Genomic DNA, 17,541 nt, shown 5'->3' on the forward strand with positions numbered 1-17,541 from the left:
GCGTATTTTTTATTCTTTGCGCTTATTTTAACAACGCTTTGTTGGTTAATTGGGCTATTTCTCGCGCGAATCTCGCAACCTGTTCCCAATCGGTATATACCACTTCTTTATTCGTATCCGTTTCACCGCCTGACATCTTCATTATCAGTTGGATCATAACGCGGTCATACCAGCGATAGCGTGGATACAGCAAAGCACCCGCAATGACTGCGCTGTGGTCTGGTCGCCACGGCGAACTCATCAAGAACTTACGCGCATAGCTGTTGGTTTGCGGCGTACGTTTCTCCGGTTTACGGGCAACCAGGTTTACGGAGTAGAACGCGCTCGGCATCGAATTCAGCCGTGTGGCATGCTTTTTCACAAACTCCTGAAAAGCAGCATGGTAATGACCGTAGCGAATCGAGGCGCCAATTACCACGCTGTCATAATTTTGCCAGTCCGGCTCCGCGGTACGATGCAAATTAACAACATCTGCCCAAACGCCCAGCTCTTTGAGTTCAGAAGCCAGATACTCAGCGATTTCACGCGTTTGTCCGTCCCGGGAAGAAAAAAGAATCAGTGTTTTCACGTGTTACTCCATTATTCACGCCAGAAGGTAGGGGTAAAGAGCACCAGCAGAGTAAAGACCTCCAGACGACCAAACAGCATATTGGCAATCAGGATCCACTTCGCCACAGGGTTCATACTGGCAAAGTTGTCGGCGACAACCCCCAGTCCAGGCCCCAGGTTATTCAACGTTGCCACAACAGAGGCAAACGCGGAGAAGTCATCAACACCGGTCGCAATAATCGCCAGCATACTGATAATAAAGACCAGCGCATAGGCAGAGAAGAATCCCCATACGGCTTCAAGAATTCGCTCCGGCAACGCACGGTTACCCAGTTTGATACTGTAAACCGCATTCGGATGGACCAGTCGTTTCAATTCGCGGTTACCCTGCTTAAACAGCAGCAGGATACGAATCACCTTCAAGCCACCGCCCGTCGACCCGGCACAACCGCCGATAAAAGCAGAACACAGCAACAGCACTGGCAGGAACAGGGGCCAGCGGGCAATACTGTCCGTGGTAAATCCGGCGGTCGTCGCCATCGATACCACCTGGAAAAAGGCCTGGTTGATCGTTGTGAGCGCCGAGCCATAGGTATTGTGTATCCATAGCACTAGCGTACAGACTGCCACCAGCGTCAACTGCACGCCGATAAACATGCGGAATTCCGGATCCCGCCAGTAGACCTTCAGACTACGCCCACTTAATAAAGAGAAGTGCAGACCATAGTTACAACCGGAGATCAGCAAGAAGATAGCAATGATGGTGTTAATCGTGGGACTGTCGAAATACCCCACGCTGGCATCGTGTGTGGAAAAACCACCGATGGCGATTGTGGCAAAACTGTGCCCAATGGCGTCAAACGCGGGCATCCCGGCAAACCATAGCGCCAGCGCGCACGCCACCGTCAGTAATACATAGATTAGCCACAGCGTTTTCGCCGTTTCGGCAATACGCGGGCGCATTTTATTATCTTTCAGCGGCCCCGGCATTTCTGCACGATAGAGCTGCATCCCACCAACACCAAGAATAGGCAGGATAGCCACCGCCAGCACGATGATCCCCATCCCACCGAACCATTGCAGCATCTGGCGATAAAAGAGAATCGCGTGTGGCAATGAATCCAGCCCCACCAGCGTCGTCGCACCTGTAGTGGTTAATCCGGAAAAGGATTCAAAAAAAGCGTCGGTTATCGTCAGGTTAGGGCTTTCAGCAAAGATGAACGGTAGCGCACCCACACTGCCCAGAACGGTCCAGAACAAAACGACAATCAGAAATCCTTCACGCGATTTCAGCTCACCCTTCTCTTTACGGTTTGGCCACCACAGCATGGAGCCGATCGCCAGAGCAACGAAGAAAGTTTGGGTGAATGCACGCCCAGCCCCATCGCGGTAGATGAGCGCTACCAGTCCGGGGATAATCATTGTCCCCGAGAATAAGATGACCAGTAGTCCAACGATTCGGGTGATGGCGCGAAAATGCATCTCTGCCGCTTCCTTAGTTCTTTAAAATGAGGTGGGGATTATTCTTCAATCGCTAACAATTGCAATGAACCACGACTAAAATCCGCCAGTTTTGCCGAAAACTCATCCACTTTGGCAAAAGGAAGCGCCACCCTGAGCCGAACAAAAGCCTGGTAATCACTGGCAACGACTTTACCGTCAAACTGCCCCAGCAAGGCTTCAATGCCTGCCAGCTGACCGTACTCACACTGCAAAGTATATTCGGTTAATGGCGTCTTGCGCTGTGTCGTTAACTGGCGCAACGCCTGATTCACACCGCCACCGTAGGCTTTTACCAACCCTCCAGTACCGAGAAGGATACCGCCGTAGTAGCGCACGACTACAGCGGTAATCTCACCGACGCCGCTCCCCATCAGCTGCGCGAGCATCGGTTTACCTGCCGTACCCGCCGGTTCGCCATCGTCTGAAAATCCCAGCTGCTGCGAGTCATTGGGCGCACCCGCCACCCACGCCACACAATGGTGTCGGGCGTCCGGGTGTTCCGCTTTGACTGACTCAACAAACGCTTTTGCCGCTTCTACGCCGTCCGTATGGGCGAGCAGCGTAATGAAGCGGCTTTTTTTGATCTCTTCGACGACGCTAACCGGCGCCGCAGGGATTAACCAACTGTCCATTACGCCAGTTTCAAATCCCGCGTCATGTTTTCGATATTGTTTTCGTGGACCACCACGTTGTCTTCAATACGAATACCGCCGAACGGTTTCAGTGCTTCAATTTTCTGCCAGTTGAAGTGCTTGCTGAACTGTCCTTCACGCCATGGTGCCAACAGAGATTCAATGAAGTAAATGCCCGGTTCGATGGTCAGAACCATGCCTGGTTGCAGTACGCGGGTGCAACGCAGGTAAGGATACTTCGACGGCGCGGCCAGATGAGTACCGCTGTCGTCCTGCATAAAGCCAGCGACATCATGTACCTGCAGACCCAGCGGGTGACCGATACCGTGCGGCATAAACGGCCCGGTAAGATCGTTTTCCACCATCGCCTCTTCACTCATATCGGTGATGATTTGATGCTTACGCAGCAGCTTCGCGATGCGCTGATGGAACTGAATGTGATAATCCACGTAGCTGGTGCCTGCTTTCATGGTGGCAATCAGCGCCAGCTCTTCGTCGTTAACGTCTTTCACCAGATGCGCATAGTCATTGTCGCTTTTCGCCGACCAGGTACGCGTCAGATCTGCCGCATAACCGTTGTATTCCGCACCAGCATCGAGCAGGAAGCTGCGGATTTCAGACGGTGCCTGATGATCCAGCTTGGTGTAATGAAGAACCGAAGCATGCTCGTTAAGCGCCACGATGTTGCTATATGGCACGTCTGTGTCGCGGTGACCGGTGGCAGTCAGGTAAGCGAGGTTGATGTCAAACTCGCTCATTCCGGAACGGAACGCTTCTTCTGCGGCACGGTGTCCATTTACCGCCATTTTCTGCGCTTCGCGCATACAGGCCAGTTCGTAATCCGTTTTATAGGCGCGGTAATAATGCAGGTAGTCGATCACCCCTTTCGGGTTGATGTTGCTGGCCGCGATGTCCAGTTGCAGCGCACGTTCCGGAACCGGGCCGATGTAACCGATATTGCCGCGAGCAGCAGGCAGTTGGCTACCGATACCATCCGCTTTTGGCAGCGCGATGATCTCAATTTCTTCCGTCCAGAAGGAGGTCGGCAGCGGCTCAACGTTGTGCCAGTAATCGACCGGCAGGTAGAACCACAGTTTCGGCTTGTTCACGCCATCCACCAGCAACCAGCAGTTAGGAACCTGCGTTACAGGCACCCAGGCTTTAAATTGTGGATTGACCTTAAACGGATATGGATGATCGTCGAGAAAGACGTTAACAAGTTCGCCAGAGTGAATAAGTAACGCATCCAGTTTGAAGCGTTCCAGCGCGTCGCGCGTCCGTTCCTGTAAGGTAACGATATGATTTTTATAGAGTGCGGCCAGCGATTCCATTTTCTATCCTTCTGTTTTTTGACCTCAAGTCTCCGCATCTTAGCACATCGCTTTGTGAGTGCGTGATTTCTGCCGAGCGTGATCGAATCGTCATTTCTTTAATCATTTGTTTGCATTTTATTAACATAAAACACACACTCGATTCATCTGGTATGACCAGATCACCTTGCGGATTCAGGAGACTGACATGCTTTACAAAGGCGACACCCTGTACCTCGACTGGCTGGAAGATGGCATCGCCGAACTGGTGTTCGATGCCCCTGGTTCGGTCAATAAACTCGACACGGCCACCGTTGCCAGCCTGGGCCATGCGCTTGATGTGCTGGAAAAACAACCGAATTTAAAAGGACTGCTGCTGCGTTCTAACAAAGCAGCCTTTATTGTTGGTGCCGATATCACCGAATTCCTTTCACTGTTCCTCGTGCCTGAAGAACAACTGAGCCAGTGGCTGCATTTTGCCAACAGCGTCTTTAATCGCCTCGAAGATCTGCCTGTTCCGACCCTTTCAGCGGTAAACGGCTACGCGCTGGGTGGCGGCTGCGAGTGTGTTCTGGCAACCGATTATCGTCTGGCAACGCCGGACCTGCGCATTGGCCTGCCGGAAACCAAGCTGGGCATTATGCCGGGCTTTGGCGGCTCTGTGCGTATGCCACGTATGCTGGGTGCGGACAGCGCGCTGGAAATTATTGCGGCAGGTAAGGATGTTGGTGCCGAGCAGGCGCTAAAAATCGGCCTGGTCGATGGCGTAGTGAAGCAAGACAAACTGCTTGATGGCGCGATAGCGGTATTACGTCAGGCGATTAACGGCGACCTCGACTGGAAGGCCAAACGTCAGCCGAAGCTGGAGCCGTTGAAACTCAGCAAAATTGAAGCGGCTATGAGCTTTACCATCGCTAAAGGCATGGTGGCACAGACGGCAGGGAAGCATTATCCCGCGCCGATTACCGCGGTAAAAACCATTGAAGCAGCGGCCCGTTTTGGCCGTGAAGAAGCGCTGAATCTGGAAAATAAAAGCTTTGTTCCACTGGCGCACACCAGTGAAGCTCGCGCGCTGGTTGGGATCTTCCTTAACGATCAGTTCGTCAAAGCCAAAGCCAAAAAACTCACCAAAAATATTGAAGCACCGAAGCAAGCTGCGGTGCTGGGCGCGGGCATTATGGGCGGCGGCATCGCTTACCAGTCAGCCTGGAAAGGCGTGCCGGTTGTCATGAAAGATATCAATGACAAATCATTAACGCTGGGCATGACCGAAGCGGCCAAGCTGCTGAACAAACAGCTTGGGCGCGGCAAAATTGACGGTCTGAAAATGGCGGGCGTGATTTCCACTATTCATCCAACCCTCGACTATAGCGGTTTTGAGCGTGTGGACGTGGTGGTTGAAGCTGTCGTGGAAAACCCGAAAGTGAAAAAAGCGGTACTGGCAGAAACCGAAGATCAGGTACGCCCGGACACCGTACTGGCTTCAAATACCTCCACCATCCCAATCAACGAGCTGGCCAGCGCGCTCAAGCGCCCGGAAAACTTCTGTGGGATGCACTTCTTTAACCCAGTACACCGCATGCCACTGGTTGAGATCATTCGCGGCGAGAAAAGCTCGGATGAAACCATCGCCAAAGTTGTCGCCTGGGCAAGCCAGATGGGCAAAACCCCAATTGTGGTCAACGACTGCCCTGGTTTCTTCGTGAACCGCGTGCTGTTCCCGTATTTTGCCGGTTTCAGCCAGCTGCTGCGCGATGGGGCGGATTTCCGCAAAATCGACAAAGTCATGGAAAAACAGTTTGGCTGGCCGATGGGCCCGGCTTATCTGCTGGACGTGGTGGGAATTGATACCGCACATCACGCGCAGGCAGTGATGTCCGCAGGCTTCCCTCAGCGTATGCAGAAAGATTATCGCGACGCGATAGACGCCCTGTTTGATGCGAACCGTTTCGGACAGAAAAACGGTCTTGGATTCTGGCGTTATAAAGAAGACAACAAGGGCAAGCCGAAGAAAGAAGAGGATGCCACCGTTGACGATCTACTGGCAGAAGTCAGCCAGCCGAAACGCGACTTCAGTGATGAAGAGATTATTGCTCGCATGATGATCCCAATGGTCAACGAAGTGGTGCGTTGTCTGGAAGAAGGCATTATCGCCAGCCCGGCAGAAGCCGATATGGCGCTGGTTTATGGCCTGGGCTTCCCTCCGTTCCATGGTGGCGCGTTCCGCTGGTTGGATACGCTCGGCAGCGCGAAGTATCTCGATATGGCCCAGCAGTATCAGCACCTCGGAGCACTGTATGAAGTTCCGGCTGGTCTGCGTGATAAGGCGCGCCATAACGAACCGTATTATCCCCAGGTTGAGCCTGCCCGCCCGGTTGGCAGCCTGAAAACGGCTTAAGGAGTCACAATGGAACAGGTTGTAATTGTTGATGCGATCCGTACCCCGATGGGCCGTTCGAAAGGGGGCGCGTTTCGTAACGTGCGGGCAGAAGATCTCTCCGCACACTTAATGCGTAGCCTGCTGGCGCGAAATCCTGCGCTGGAGCCATCCGCGCTTGATGATATTTACTGGGGCTGTGTGCAGCAAACGCTGGAGCAGGGTTTCAACATCGCCCGTAACGCCGCGCTGCTGGCGGAAGTTCCGCACTCCGTTCCAGCCGTCACGGTCAACCGCCTGTGCGGTTCGTCCATGCAGGCGCTGCACGATGCGGCACGCATGATCATGACCGGCGATGCTCAGGCGTGCCTGATTGGCGGCGTGGAGCATATGGGCCATGTGCCAATGAGTCACGGCGTTGATTTCCACCCGGGCATGAGCCGCAACGTGGCAAAAGCCGCGGGAATGATGGGTCTGACCGCGGAAATGCTCTCTCGTATGCACGGCATCAGCCGTGAAATGCAGGACGCCTTCGCCGCGCGTTCACATGCTCGCGCCTGGGCTGCAACACAGTCTGGCGCATTTAAAAACGAAATCATCCCGACCGGCGGCCATGATGCCGACGGCGTACTGAAGCAGTTTAACTACGATGAGGTTATCCGTCCTGAGACAACCGTTGAAGCGCTCTCCACCCTGCGCCCGGCGTTCGATCCGGTTAGCGGAACGGTTACTGCCGGTACCTCCTCCGCGCTCTCCGACGGCGCAGCGGCGATGCTGGTCATGAGCGAAAGCCGCGCCCGTGAGCTGGGTCTGACGCCGCGTGCCCGTATTCGTTCGATGGCTGTTGTTGGTTGCGACCCTTCAATTATGGGTTATGGTCCGGTTCCGGCCTCAAAACTGGCGCTGAAAAAAGCGGGACTCTCCACCAGCGATATCGGTTTGTTTGAGATGAACGAAGCCTTTGCCGCTCAGATCCTGCCGTGCATTAAAGATCTGGGGCTGATGGAGCAGATCGATGAGAAGATCAACCTCAACGGCGGGGCGATCGCTTTGGGCCATCCGTTGGGTTGCTCTGGGGCGCGTATCAGCACCACCCTGCTCAATCTGATGGAACGCAAAGACGTACAGTTTGGCCTGGCGACGATGTGTATCGGGTTAGGCCAGGGCATCGCGACGGTATTTGAGCGAGTTTAATCAAAGCATGTGACTTATTGTAGGCCGGGCAAGCGAAGCGCCCCCGGCGACTATGCCGGATGGCGACGCTGATACGTCTTATCCGGCCTACAACACAAATGCCATTGTATAACAATTTAGTTGCCGTTCTTCCCGCCTGTCAGGGGCGGGTTTTTTATTTCTCTGAACTACCACGTACCACTAACTGCACCGGCAACAGCAGATTCTCTTCCTGATTTTCTTCCAGCAATAAACGCAGCGCTTCACGCCCCAATTGTTGTTTATCAACCGCAATGGTGGTGAGTGGTGGATGTGACCAGGCCGCAGCATCGATATCATCAAACCCAACCAGCGCAAGATCTTCCGGGATACGTATACCCTGCTGCGCACACACCCGTTGAACAACCAGCGCTGCCGCATCGTTATAGGCAAAAATAGCGTCGGGCGGCTCTGGCAGACTGAGCAATTCATTCACCGCCTCCACCAAAGATTGCTCGGTATCCAGCAGCGGCGGCGCAATGGCTTCATACTCTGGCGGCATCAGCAAACGGGCCTCATACAATGCCTGACGGTAACCCTTCTCGCGCTGACGGATGCTGTAGTGCGCAAGCGTGCTGGCAAGAAAAGCAATACGGCTGCGACCTTGTGCAATCAAATGTTGTGTAGCCAGATAACCGCCCTGGGTGTTGTCCGGATTCACGCAAGGCAGGTCCGGCGCCCAGAGATCCACCAGCACCAACGGCAGCTTCATCTGTTGCAGCAAACCAAGTAATTCAGGCTCAAAAAATCCGGCACAGATCAGTGCATCAGGCTGGTGCAGCAGCGCCTGCTCACTTACTGCATCGCCTGGGCCAATGGAGAGAAAGCTCAGCGCAATACCATGGTCACGACAATTATCTTCTATGCCCAGCAGCAGTTGAGAATAAAATGGCAATGCCCGGCTGATATTGTGCTGGCGGTGAAGCAAAAACAGGACGCGTTTGATCTTGTCAGTGCGCAGACGGGAAAAATCATAACCCTGCTGCTGCGCCACAGAAATAATGCGCAGCCGGGTGTCTTCACGCAGCCCCGGCTGCCCTTTTAGGGCGCGGGAAACTGCACCAACTGAAACACCACAAGCTTCGGCAATATCTCTGATACGTACAGGTTTCGTCATTTCACTCTCATTGATTCTACTATGGCTTGTTGCGCCCCCAGCCAGGCCGCGCCGCGTACGCCGCTGCTGTCGCCGTGACGGGCCCGAACTATCGGTGTGCGGCACTGCTTACCAAATACGTACTGCGCCACTCGCGCCTGTAAACCCGAATACAGTAAATCGATATTAGATACCCCGCCCCCCAACACAATGACATCGGGATCGAGCGTATTCACCACGCTTGCCAACGCACGCGCCAGTTGATCGCAATAGCGTTCCCATAACAAACAGGCATCTGCATCACCCGATTCTACCTGTTGCATAATTTGTGGCACACCCGCATGTTGCGCGGTGTGATTCAAATACTGGCGTTCCAGGCCGCTGCCAGAAATAAAGCTCTCGATGCAGTTCAACTGCCCACAATAGCATGTCACTGCGGCCCCATCCCGGGATTCATGATAACGCGGCAAGGCATTATGCCCCCACTCTCCTGCGCAGGCGTTAGGTCCAGAGATCAAGCGGTTATCGATGCATAGTCCACCGCCGCAACCGGTACCGAGGATCACGCCAAATACCACGCTATGCCCGTGTCCGCTACCGTCCATCGCTTCCGACAAGGTAAAGCAGTTGGCATCATTGGTAACCGGCACTGGCATTCCTGATGCTCGCTCAAGGTCTTGCGCAAAGGCCTGTTGATTCAGCACCAGGATGTTGGAGTTCTTAATTAACCCCTCGCTATCCACCGCACCGGGCACCCCAACGCCAACCGAGAAAGGCTGATTAACGGCCAGTCTGGCCTTAGCAATCATCTCCGTCACGGCCTGGAAAAAATCACCGTAACTCTGCTTTGGTGTCGCGCATCGCTCGCGGTAAACAATTTCACCCGCGTTATCAATCACCACCGCTTCGATTTTAGTCCCGCCAATATCCAGTCCGAGTCTCATGGTCTTCCTCGTTTGCGCCTTGCAATTTGATTGCGTCTAGTTTGCCAATTTTGTTTACTAAACAAAAAGAGACCTGTCACAAAAGCTAAGATTTGTGATTAATAGATAGGAAAAACATGTTTACTAAAAAACGTGGTGAAAAAGAGAAACAACGAGACCGGGCTTGCACCCTGTTAGAAGAAGTAAGGTTGGTGAGGAATGCGCCGGAAGGACTCCGGCGCACAGCGCTTAAATGAACGCGAAAGCGTCGCCAAACAGGCGATCTTCACGCGCACTGCGCTCATTACAGAAGAGATCGCGCGCGATTTTGGCCATTTCAAAACGCCCGGCAATGTAGATATCATGCTCCGCCAGGGTGCCGTAATCCTGCAATACTGCCGTTAACACGGTTCCCGTACGACCACGCCAGCCGTCTTCAGGCTGTTCCACCACCGGCTCAACGCGCAGATTCGGGTGGTTCACAGACAGCGCTTCCAGCTCGGAGAGATCGTAGAGATGCTTCTCCTCGCGACCACCCCAGTAAATGGTGATATCGCGATTTGGATTACGCGCCAGCGCGGTAAGCAGAATAGAACGCACGTAAGAGAAACCTGTACCACCGGCAATCAGGATCAGCGGGCGCTCGTCTTCATCTCGCAGCCAGGCTTCGCCATGCGGAATGTCGACCTTGATTTCCCGGTCTTTCAGAATACGGTCCATCACAGCCATGGCGTAAAGATTTAGCTCAGAGGCGCCAACATGCAGCTCAATGAATCCTTGCTCGTCCGGCGTTGATGCCATGGAGAACGGACGCTTATCCCTTTCATCCATCACGACCATTAAATACTGGCCAGCACGAAAGGAAAACGCCGCGTCTGGCACTAAACGAACGCGATATACGGTGTCAGTGATAGCTTCTACCGAGGTCACTTTACAGCTTAAGGTTGTCATGCGCTCTCTCTGTCGGATCAATAGGCAAAACGATCGCGCCTCAGGCGCTTTTGCCGTCATTAAAGATGGCCAGTTCATCCCAAATTGCGTCAATGCGCGCAGTCACTTCAGGATCCTTTTTAATCGGACGTCCCCATTCGCGTTGGGTTTCGCCCGGCCATTTATTTGTGGCATCCAGCCCCATTTTTGAACCAAGGCCGGAAACCGGCGAGGCAAAGTCCAGGTAATCAATTGGCGTATTCTCTACCAGTACCGTATCCCGGGCCGGGTCCATACGGGTAGTAATTGCCCAAATCACATCATTCCAGTCGCGTGCGTTGACGTCATCATCGCAAACAATAACAAATTTGGTGTACATAAACTGACGCAAAAACGACCAAACGCCCATCATGACGCGTTTGGCATGACCAGCGTACTGTTTTTTCATCGTCACGACGGCCAGGCGATAAGAACAGCCTTCCGGAGGTAGATAAAAATCGACGATTTCCGGGAACTGCTTTTGCAGAATAGGCACGAAGACTTCGTTCAGCGCCACGCCGAGCACCGCGGGTTCATCTGGCGGGCGTCCGGTATAGGTAGAGTGATAAATTGCATCTTCACGCTGGGTAATGTGCGTGACGGTAAAGACCGGGAAGCTATCTACTTCGTTGTAGTAGCCGGTATGATCGCCATACGGCCCTTCCGGAGCCAGCTCGCCCGGTTCAATATACCCTTCCAGCACGATTTCAGCGCTGGCAGGCACTTCCAGGTCGTTGGAAATACATTTAACCACTTCGGTCTTGGTTCCGCGCAACAGCCCGGCAAATGCGTACTCGGATAATGTATCAGGGACCGGCGTCACGGCCCCCAGAATGGTCGCAGGATCTGCTCCTAACGCCACAGAAACCGGGAAGCGTTCGCCCGGATGCGCTGCGCACCACTCCTGGTAATCAAGCGCGCCGCCGCGATGGGACAGCCAGCGCATAATGAGCTTGTTTTTGCCAATCAGCTGCTGACGATAGATGCCCAGATTCTGCCGCTCTTTATGCGGACCACGCGTCACGGTGAGCCCCCAGGTAATCAGCGGCGCGGCATCTTCCGGCCAGCAGGTCATAATCGGAATGCAGTTTAAATCAACGTCATCGCCCGAGTAGATTTTTTGCTGACAAGGCGCACCGCGCAACCGCTTAGTCGGCATGTTCAACACCTGCTTAAACTGCGGCAGCTTATCAAACAGATCGCGGAATCCTTTCGGTGGCTCTGGCTCTTTCAAAAACGCCAACAGTTTACCGACTTCTCGTAGCGCCGAGACATCTTCTTGTCCCATCCCCATCGCAACACGCTTTGGTGTGCCAAACAGGTTACACAGCACCGGCATTGAATAGCCTTTCGGATTCTCAAACAGTAACGCAGGCCCACCGGCACGCAGAGTGCGATCGGCAATTTCAGTAATTTCCAGATGGGGATCCACCTCAAGCGAAATGCGTTTGAGCTCGCCCTGCTGTTCAAGCAGCGTCAGGAAGTCGCGTAAATCGTGATATTTCATGGCGTCCATTGTGGCCTCTTCGTAAGCGCTTCATTATACGGCGTTCATCATTGTGATGCTGTATTTTTGTTAAATTAGCGTGAACTCTGGCGATACATATAAGCCCCGGGCGTATATACCCATTGGGTTTCAGCCTGCATTGAGGTGGGTATAATTAACTTAACGCATGGCTTTTGCTATGCTTGCGCTCAGAACAAGCGGATAAGAGTTATTATGCAATCCTGGTATTTACTGTACTGCAAACGTGGGCAACTTCAGAGAGCCCAGGAACACCTGGAAAGACAGGCGGTGAACTGTCTGACGCCTATGATCACCCTGGAAAAAATAGTGCGCGGTAAACGTACCACAGTCAGTGAACCACTATTCCCTAATTACATGTTTGTCGAGTTCGACCCGGAAGTGATCCACACCACCACTATCAATGCCACGCGTGGTGTCAGCCATTTCGTCCGTTTTGGCGCGACGCCTGCGACCGTCCCTTCTCCCGTTATTCACCAGCTTTCTATCTACAAGCCTGAAGGTATTGTGGACCCGCAAACTCCTCAGCCAGGGGACAGCGTGATTATTACTGAAGGGGCATTTGAGGGGCTAAAAGCGATCTTCACCGAACCGGATGGCGAAACGCGTTCCATGCTACTGCTTAACCTGTTGAATAAAGAAGTTAAGCAGAGCGTGAAAAATACCGGTTTTCGAAAAATTTAAGCCGTTTAGAAGGTCACTTCGAACAACGTTCGGACGTTAGCATCAATGGTTGCTGACAGCCATTGAGGATCTTCTCCGCGCCAGTGGGCAATACGCTCAAGAATATGTGGCAGGTGCGCCGGTTCATTGCGCCGTGACGTCGGTTTAGGCGTTAAGTCGCGAGGAAGTAGGTAAGGCGCATCGGTTTCGATCAGTAGTCTTTCTACCGGAATAAACGGCAGCAGTTCCCGCAGTTCCATCCCACGGCGCTCATCACAGACCCAGCCGGTAATACCAATATAAAGCCCTCGGTCCACACAATCCTGCATCTCCTGCCGCGTTCCGGTAAAACAGTGCAGCACCGCGCCCGGGAGACTATCCAGCCACGGCTCCAGCAACGTCAGAAAACGCTCATGGGCATCCCGACAATGCATGAAAACCGGCATCTGCAGTTCAGCGGCAATGCGCAGTTGTGCCTCAAAAGCACGTTCCTGCTCCTGTGGCGTGGAGAAATTGCGATTGAAATCCAGACCGCACTCGCCAATAGCGACCACCTCAGACTGGTTTGCCAGCGCGATAATCTCGTCTTCCGTTGAGGATTGCCATTGGCTACTGTCATGCGGGTGCACGCCAGCCGTGGACCAGCAATGCGGATAATGTTGCGCCAACTTCAGCGCCTGCTGGCTTTCGTGCAGGTTTGTTCCGGTCAGAAGCATACCGTTTACGCCCGCAGCAAAGGCGCGCGCCACAACATCATCCCTGTCTTTCGCAAATTGTGAACTGGTTAAATTAACGCCAATATCAAACATGCTACCTCCCATATGACAACCGCCCTGACGGGCGGTTGAATTTACTCTTCTGTTTTCTCGGTGGCTTCGGCTTCTTTTGCTTCTTCAGCCTCGTTGTCCTCATCTCGCGTACGTCGCTTACCGACATAGAAACGAGAGAAGAAAACGCCCACTTCAAACAGGCAGTACATCGGTATCGCCAACAACGTTTGCGAGAAGACATCTGGCGGGGTCAGTAACATCCCGACGACGAATGCTCCCACCACAACGTAAGGTCGTTTCTTACGTAAATCTTCAGGTGTCGTAATGCCCATCCAGCATAGCAGCACAATGGCGACAGGGACCTCAAAAGAGACACCGAAAGCCATAAATAGCGCCATGACGAAGCTGAGATAGCTGGCAATGTCCGTCGATACCTGCACGCCTTGCGGAGCCGTGTTAGCCAGAAAACCAAACGCCAACGGGAAGACGACAAAATAGGCGAATGCCATGCCGATGTAGAACAACAACGAGCTGGAGACCAGCAGCGGCACAACCAGGCGACGTTCATGTTTGTACAAAGCAGGCGCAATAAATGCCCATACCTGGTAGAGGATCACTGGCGCTGACAGGATCAGCGACACCATGAAGGTTAACTTTATAGGGGTAAAGAACGGTGAGGCCACATCGGTGGCGATCATCGTTGCACCTTGCGGCATCTGTTTAATCAGCGGTGCCGCAACCATATGGTAAATGTCGTTGGCAAAGTAAACCAACGCCAGAAAGATCACGATAACCGCAATAATGCAGTTCAGGAGTCGCTTACGCAGCTCGATAAGATGCGTAATGAGCGGTTGGGTATCTTCTACAGCCATGTTTACGGTTTATCACTCGACGAGGGGGAGGATTCGACAACAGGTGCGGCAGCTTTCTTTTCTGCATCCATCAACGTGGCGGAAGTGTTTTCCGTCTGCTCTGGCGTTTTAGCACCCGTGGATTCCGGTTTTTGCTCCGGCGAACTGGCCTGGTTTTCAGCGGCGGCAGGGGTTACCCCTTCTCGCTGCGCTTCACCTTCTTTCACCACCGGATTATGGATAGTGTGCGCTTCATCGCTCGCTTTCTCAGGATCGTGCACGCTGTAAGAACGCTTCATCGATTCCGCCGCTTCACGCAGCTCATCCATTGACGCTTTCAGCTCCGGGGTCAGATTTGTCAGGCTCGCTTTCTCTACTTTCTTCAGGCTGTCCTGAAACTCCTGAAGCTTAAGCTCCTGGGTCAGTTCATTCTGAACAGTAGTTGCAAGGGAACGCAAAGCGCGAACCCAGCCAGCAACCGTTTTTACCGCTACAGGTAATCGTTGCGGCCCCAGAACAATGAGGCCGATCACGAACACCAATAACAGTTCGCTAAAACCGATATCAAACACGGATTATACCTGCTCTTTATCTTGGCTTTTGGCGTCTTCCTTTTTCACTTCACCCTGCTTATCGGTGATGGATTTAGCAGTAAAATCAGCGTCCTGGCTGGTTTTATCTTGCTTAGGCTCATCATCACCCATCGCTTTTTTGAAGCCTTTGATCGACGCGCCAAGATCGGAACCGATGGAGCCGAGTTTCTTGGTGCCAAATAGCAGTACAACGATGACGGCAATGATCAACAACTGCCAAATACTGATACCACCCATACATGTTCCTCTGTCATAGATGATGAATTAATAAGGCCGTAGTATACGTTACACGACCTGCCTTGGGCGATGAAAAATTCAGCGCATTTTGCGCCAGCCGATCAACCAGGCTATGACGCCTCCCGCCATTAACCAGCCCGGCATAAGCCCCCACTCAGGGCGGCTTACCAGCAGGAATGTTCCACTTAGCAACAATGTTGCGCCAATGCCCAATAAATAACGGGATTGTCCCTGGCGTACATGATTCGCGTGAAGCTCGCGGGCAATCTTATCAACACTGTGCTGTAAATATTTGCCCTGGCGCAAACTGTCATACACCAGTTCAGGTATTTCTGGCATTTTTTCGACCCAGAACGGTGCTTTTTCTTTAAATGCCCTAACGAGCGCCGGAATACCGACCTGATCTTTAATCCAGGATTCGAGGAATGGCTTAGCCGTTTTCCACAAATCTAACTGAGGGTAGAGTTGTCGTCCGACACCTTCAACGTACAGTAGCGTCTTCTGGAGCAATACCAGTTGAGGCTGAACTTCCATATTGAAGCGGCGCGCAGTGTTGAACAGATTCAACAGCACGTGACCAAAGGAAATCTCCGCCAGCGGCTTTTCAAAAATCGGCTCGCACACGGTACGAATGGCAAATTCAAACTCTTCTACGTTGGTATCCGGCGGAACCCAACCAGAATCCACGTGCAGTTCAGCAACTTTGCGGTAATCGCGGTTAAAGAACGCAATGAAGTTTTCAGCCAGGTAGCGCTTATCTTCTTTGTTTAAAGAGCCCACAATCCCACAATCAATACCAATGTATTTCGGGTTTTCAGGGTGCTCATAACTGACAAAAATGTTCCCGGGGTGCATATCCGCATGGAAAAAGCTGTCGCGGAATACCTGAGTAAAGAAGACCTGAACACCACGCTCGGCCAACAGTTTCATATTGGTGCCGTTCTTCTCAAGCGTGGTGACATCTGAAACCGGGATGCCGTAAATGCGCTCCATCACCATCATGTTCTGACTGCAGTAGTCGGAATACACTTCCGGGATGTACAGCATCGGACTATCTTCAAAATTACGTCGTAGCTGAATGGCGTTCGCCGATTCGCGCAGCAGATTCAGTTCATCGATCAACGTTTTTTCATATTCACGGACGACTTCTGTTGGTCGCAGGCGACGCCCATCTGGCAGCAGACGAGGAACCCAACGAGCCAGGCGGTAGATCAGTTTTAAATCCGCTTTGATGACCGGAAGTATGTCCGGGCGAATAACTTTGATCACCACCTCTTTGCCATTCGATTTCAATCGCGCAGTGTGGACCTGAGCAACAGACGCAGATGCCAGTGGCGTGATTTCAAAATCATCAAACCATTCCTCAACGGGCAGCCCGCCCATAGCCTCTTCGATTTGTTTTTTCGCTCTAAGCCCATCGAACGGGGCAACCCGATCCTGCAATAGCGCAAGCTGATCGGCGATGTGCGGAGGGAAAAGGTCACGACGGGTAGAGAGCATTTGCCCAAATTTGATCCACACCGGGCCGAGTTCCTGTAAAGCCAGTCTCAGCCTTTCTCCCAGCGGTTTGTCTTTATGTCGGTTGGGCATCCAGAACAACGAGTAACGCCACAACCGAAGCGGCAGCGTGATTCGCATTTTGGGGATGAGTTCATCAAGACCGTAGCTTAAAAAAGTGCGAATGATGAAATAAAGGCGCCGTACTTCACCTGGCGTCATTTGGCCTCCAGTTTTTCCAGCCGTTTGGCCAGAGATTCAACCGCGCGCTCAACGGCTGCTGTTTCTTCAGCAAACCATGCAACCTCTAGTGGACCAGGAGCCATGCGCCACTCTTCAGTGATCGCTTCGGCGACATAGCGCTGCTGGCGCTGAAAGTTATGGCACAGGAACTTCGCTCCACCACGCAAGACTTTGCTGACCCCTTCCGCGACGATATCGCCGGTATAGGGTGCTAACAGTTCTGCAGGATCCAACTCCGCCAGATCGGCCAGCGCAACAAAGTTCTGTACTACCTGGATATCGCCCTGGACTTCCAGCTCACCGCTGCGGATAAGCGTGGTGAGTTGCTGTCGATCACGCAATTTCGGTAACACACTGGCATATGTGATTACGGTGCAATCGGCTTCGCCTTCCCATGCCCCCAGCACATCGACCTGGCGCTCGCTAAATACCAGGACTAACGGTGTTGAAAATCCTTTGAGATCAACACGCAGCACCTTACCCTGTAAACGCGTTCGGGCTGACTTCAGCGCAGGAGAACTGTACAGAAAGGTGTTGAGCAGATTTTCAACGCCTGCGGTTACTAAGGGTTTTAAAGGCATCCCCACTCTC

Annotated in this window: 17 protein-coding genes; 3 read left to right on the plus strand and 14 right to left on the minus strand. The window is 52.9% G+C overall.

The genetic code is table 11. The features are described from left to right. Positions 1-22: 22 nt before the first annotated feature. Genes hemG through pepQ form a run of 4 tightly spaced genes read right to left on the minus strand, consistent with a single transcriptional unit; the run spans position 23 to position 4,015 of the window. A complete protein-coding gene (gene hemG, locus LY264_RS23990; protein WP_032945724.1) occupies positions 23-568 on the minus strand; it encodes a menaquinone-dependent protoporphyrinogen IX dehydrogenase in 546 nt (181 codons plus the stop codon). Between the two features lie 11 nt (positions 569-579). After that, on the minus strand, positions 580-2,031 hold the full coding sequence (gene trkH / locus LY264_RS23995; RefSeq protein ID WP_003017848.1) for a Trk system potassium transporter TrkH: 1,452 nt from the start codon (positions 2,029-2,031) through the stop codon (positions 580-582). A gap of 38 nt (positions 2,032-2,069) precedes the next feature. After that, positions 2,070-2,684, minus strand: a complete 615-nt coding sequence (locus LY264_RS24000; protein ID WP_003017851.1) for an IMPACT family protein — start codon at positions 2,682-2,684, stop codon at positions 2,070-2,072. Beyond that, positions 2,684-4,015, minus strand: coding sequence for a Xaa-Pro dipeptidase (gene pepQ / locus LY264_RS24005; RefSeq protein ID WP_032950648.1), 1,332 nt, complete (start codon positions 4,013-4,015; stop codon positions 2,684-2,686). Before pepQ ends, LY264_RS24000 begins: the two co-directional genes overlap by 1 nt. A gap of 187 nt (positions 4,016-4,202) precedes the next feature. On the opposite strand from pepQ, the gene fadB reads away from it, so the two are divergent. Both fadB and fadA read left to right on the plus strand, forming a co-directional pair. After that, positions 4,203-6,392 (plus strand): fatty acid oxidation complex subunit alpha FadB, encoded by a 2,190-nt coding sequence (gene fadB / locus LY264_RS24010; RefSeq protein ID WP_048227533.1) that lies wholly within the window; start codon positions 4,203-4,205, stop codon positions 6,390-6,392. A 9-nt stretch (positions 6,393-6,401) separates the two neighbouring features. Further along, positions 6,402-7,565, plus strand: coding sequence for an acetyl-CoA C-acyltransferase FadA (gene fadA, locus LY264_RS24015; protein ID WP_003828895.1), 1,164 nt, complete (start codon positions 6,402-6,404; stop codon positions 7,563-7,565). Between the two features lie 154 nt (positions 7,566-7,719). On the opposite strand, the gene LY264_RS24020 is transcribed toward fadA, so the two are convergent. From LY264_RS24020 to ubiD, 4 genes are all read right to left on the minus strand, one after another. Next, positions 7,720-8,700: a LacI family DNA-binding transcriptional regulator gene (locus LY264_RS24020; protein ID WP_048227532.1), complete on the minus strand. Its 981-nt coding sequence runs from the start codon at positions 8,698-8,700 to the stop codon at positions 7,720-7,722. After that, complete coding sequence (locus LY264_RS24025; protein WP_048227531.1) at positions 8,697-9,623, minus strand: ROK family protein; 927 nt, start codon at positions 9,621-9,623, stop codon at positions 8,697-8,699. Before LY264_RS24025 ends, LY264_RS24020 begins: the two co-directional genes overlap by 4 nt. Before the next feature lie 228 nt (positions 9,624-9,851). Continuing rightward, positions 9,852-10,553: an NAD(P)H-flavin reductase gene (gene fre / locus LY264_RS24030; RefSeq protein WP_003828903.1), complete on the minus strand. Its 702-nt coding sequence runs from the start codon at positions 10,551-10,553 to the stop codon at positions 9,852-9,854. A 40-nt stretch (positions 10,554-10,593) separates the two neighbouring features. Continuing rightward, positions 10,594-12,087 (minus strand): 4-hydroxy-3-polyprenylbenzoate decarboxylase, encoded by a 1,494-nt coding sequence (gene ubiD, locus LY264_RS24035; protein WP_048227530.1) that lies wholly within the window; start codon positions 12,085-12,087, stop codon positions 10,594-10,596. Positions 12,088-12,291: 204 nt separating this feature from the next. Here ubiD and rfaH point away from each other — a divergent pair, with 204 nt between their 5' ends. Further along, positions 12,292-12,780: a transcription/translation regulatory transformer protein RfaH gene (gene rfaH / locus LY264_RS24040; RefSeq protein ID WP_048227529.1), complete on the plus strand. Its 489-nt coding sequence runs from the start codon at positions 12,292-12,294 to the stop codon at positions 12,778-12,780. A gap of 5 nt (positions 12,781-12,785) precedes the next feature. On the opposite strand, the gene tatD is transcribed toward rfaH, so the two are convergent. The 6 genes from tatD to ubiJ all read right to left on the minus strand — a co-directional run bounded on the left by tatD (position 12,786) and on the right by ubiJ (position 17,531). Further along, entirely contained in the window at positions 12,786-13,568 is a 783-nt protein-coding gene (gene tatD / locus LY264_RS24045) for a 3'-5' ssDNA/RNA exonuclease TatD (protein WP_032945714.1), read from the minus strand. Between the two features lie 41 nt (positions 13,569-13,609). After that, a complete protein-coding gene (tatC, locus tag LY264_RS24050) occupies positions 13,610-14,401 on the minus strand; it encodes a Sec-independent protein translocase subunit TatC (RefSeq protein WP_003828911.1) in 792 nt (263 codons plus the stop codon). A 2-nt stretch (positions 14,402-14,403) separates the two neighbouring features. Next, positions 14,404-14,952: a Sec-independent protein translocase protein TatB gene (tatB, locus tag LY264_RS24055; protein WP_048227528.1), complete on the minus strand. Its 549-nt coding sequence runs from the start codon at positions 14,950-14,952 to the stop codon at positions 14,404-14,406. 3 nt (positions 14,953-14,955) lie between these two features. After that, positions 14,956-15,210: a Sec-independent protein translocase subunit TatA gene (gene tatA, locus LY264_RS24060; protein WP_003017888.1), complete on the minus strand. Its 255-nt coding sequence runs from the start codon at positions 15,208-15,210 to the stop codon at positions 14,956-14,958. Between the two features lie 78 nt (positions 15,211-15,288). Further along, complete coding sequence (gene ubiB / locus LY264_RS24065) at positions 15,289-16,929, minus strand: ubiquinone biosynthesis regulatory protein kinase UbiB (protein ID WP_003828916.1); 1,641 nt, start codon at positions 16,927-16,929, stop codon at positions 15,289-15,291. Beyond that, positions 16,926-17,531 (minus strand): ubiquinone biosynthesis protein UbiJ, encoded by a 606-nt coding sequence (gene ubiJ / locus LY264_RS24070; protein ID WP_048227527.1) that lies wholly within the window; start codon positions 17,529-17,531, stop codon positions 16,926-16,928. Before ubiJ ends, ubiB begins: the two co-directional genes overlap by 4 nt. Positions 17,532-17,541: the final 10 nt, after the last annotated feature.

It is taken from the genome of Citrobacter portucalensis (assembly GCF_023374935.1).
GTDB classification, from domain to species: domain Bacteria; phylum Pseudomonadota; class Gammaproteobacteria; order Enterobacterales; family Enterobacteriaceae; genus Citrobacter; species Citrobacter portucalensis.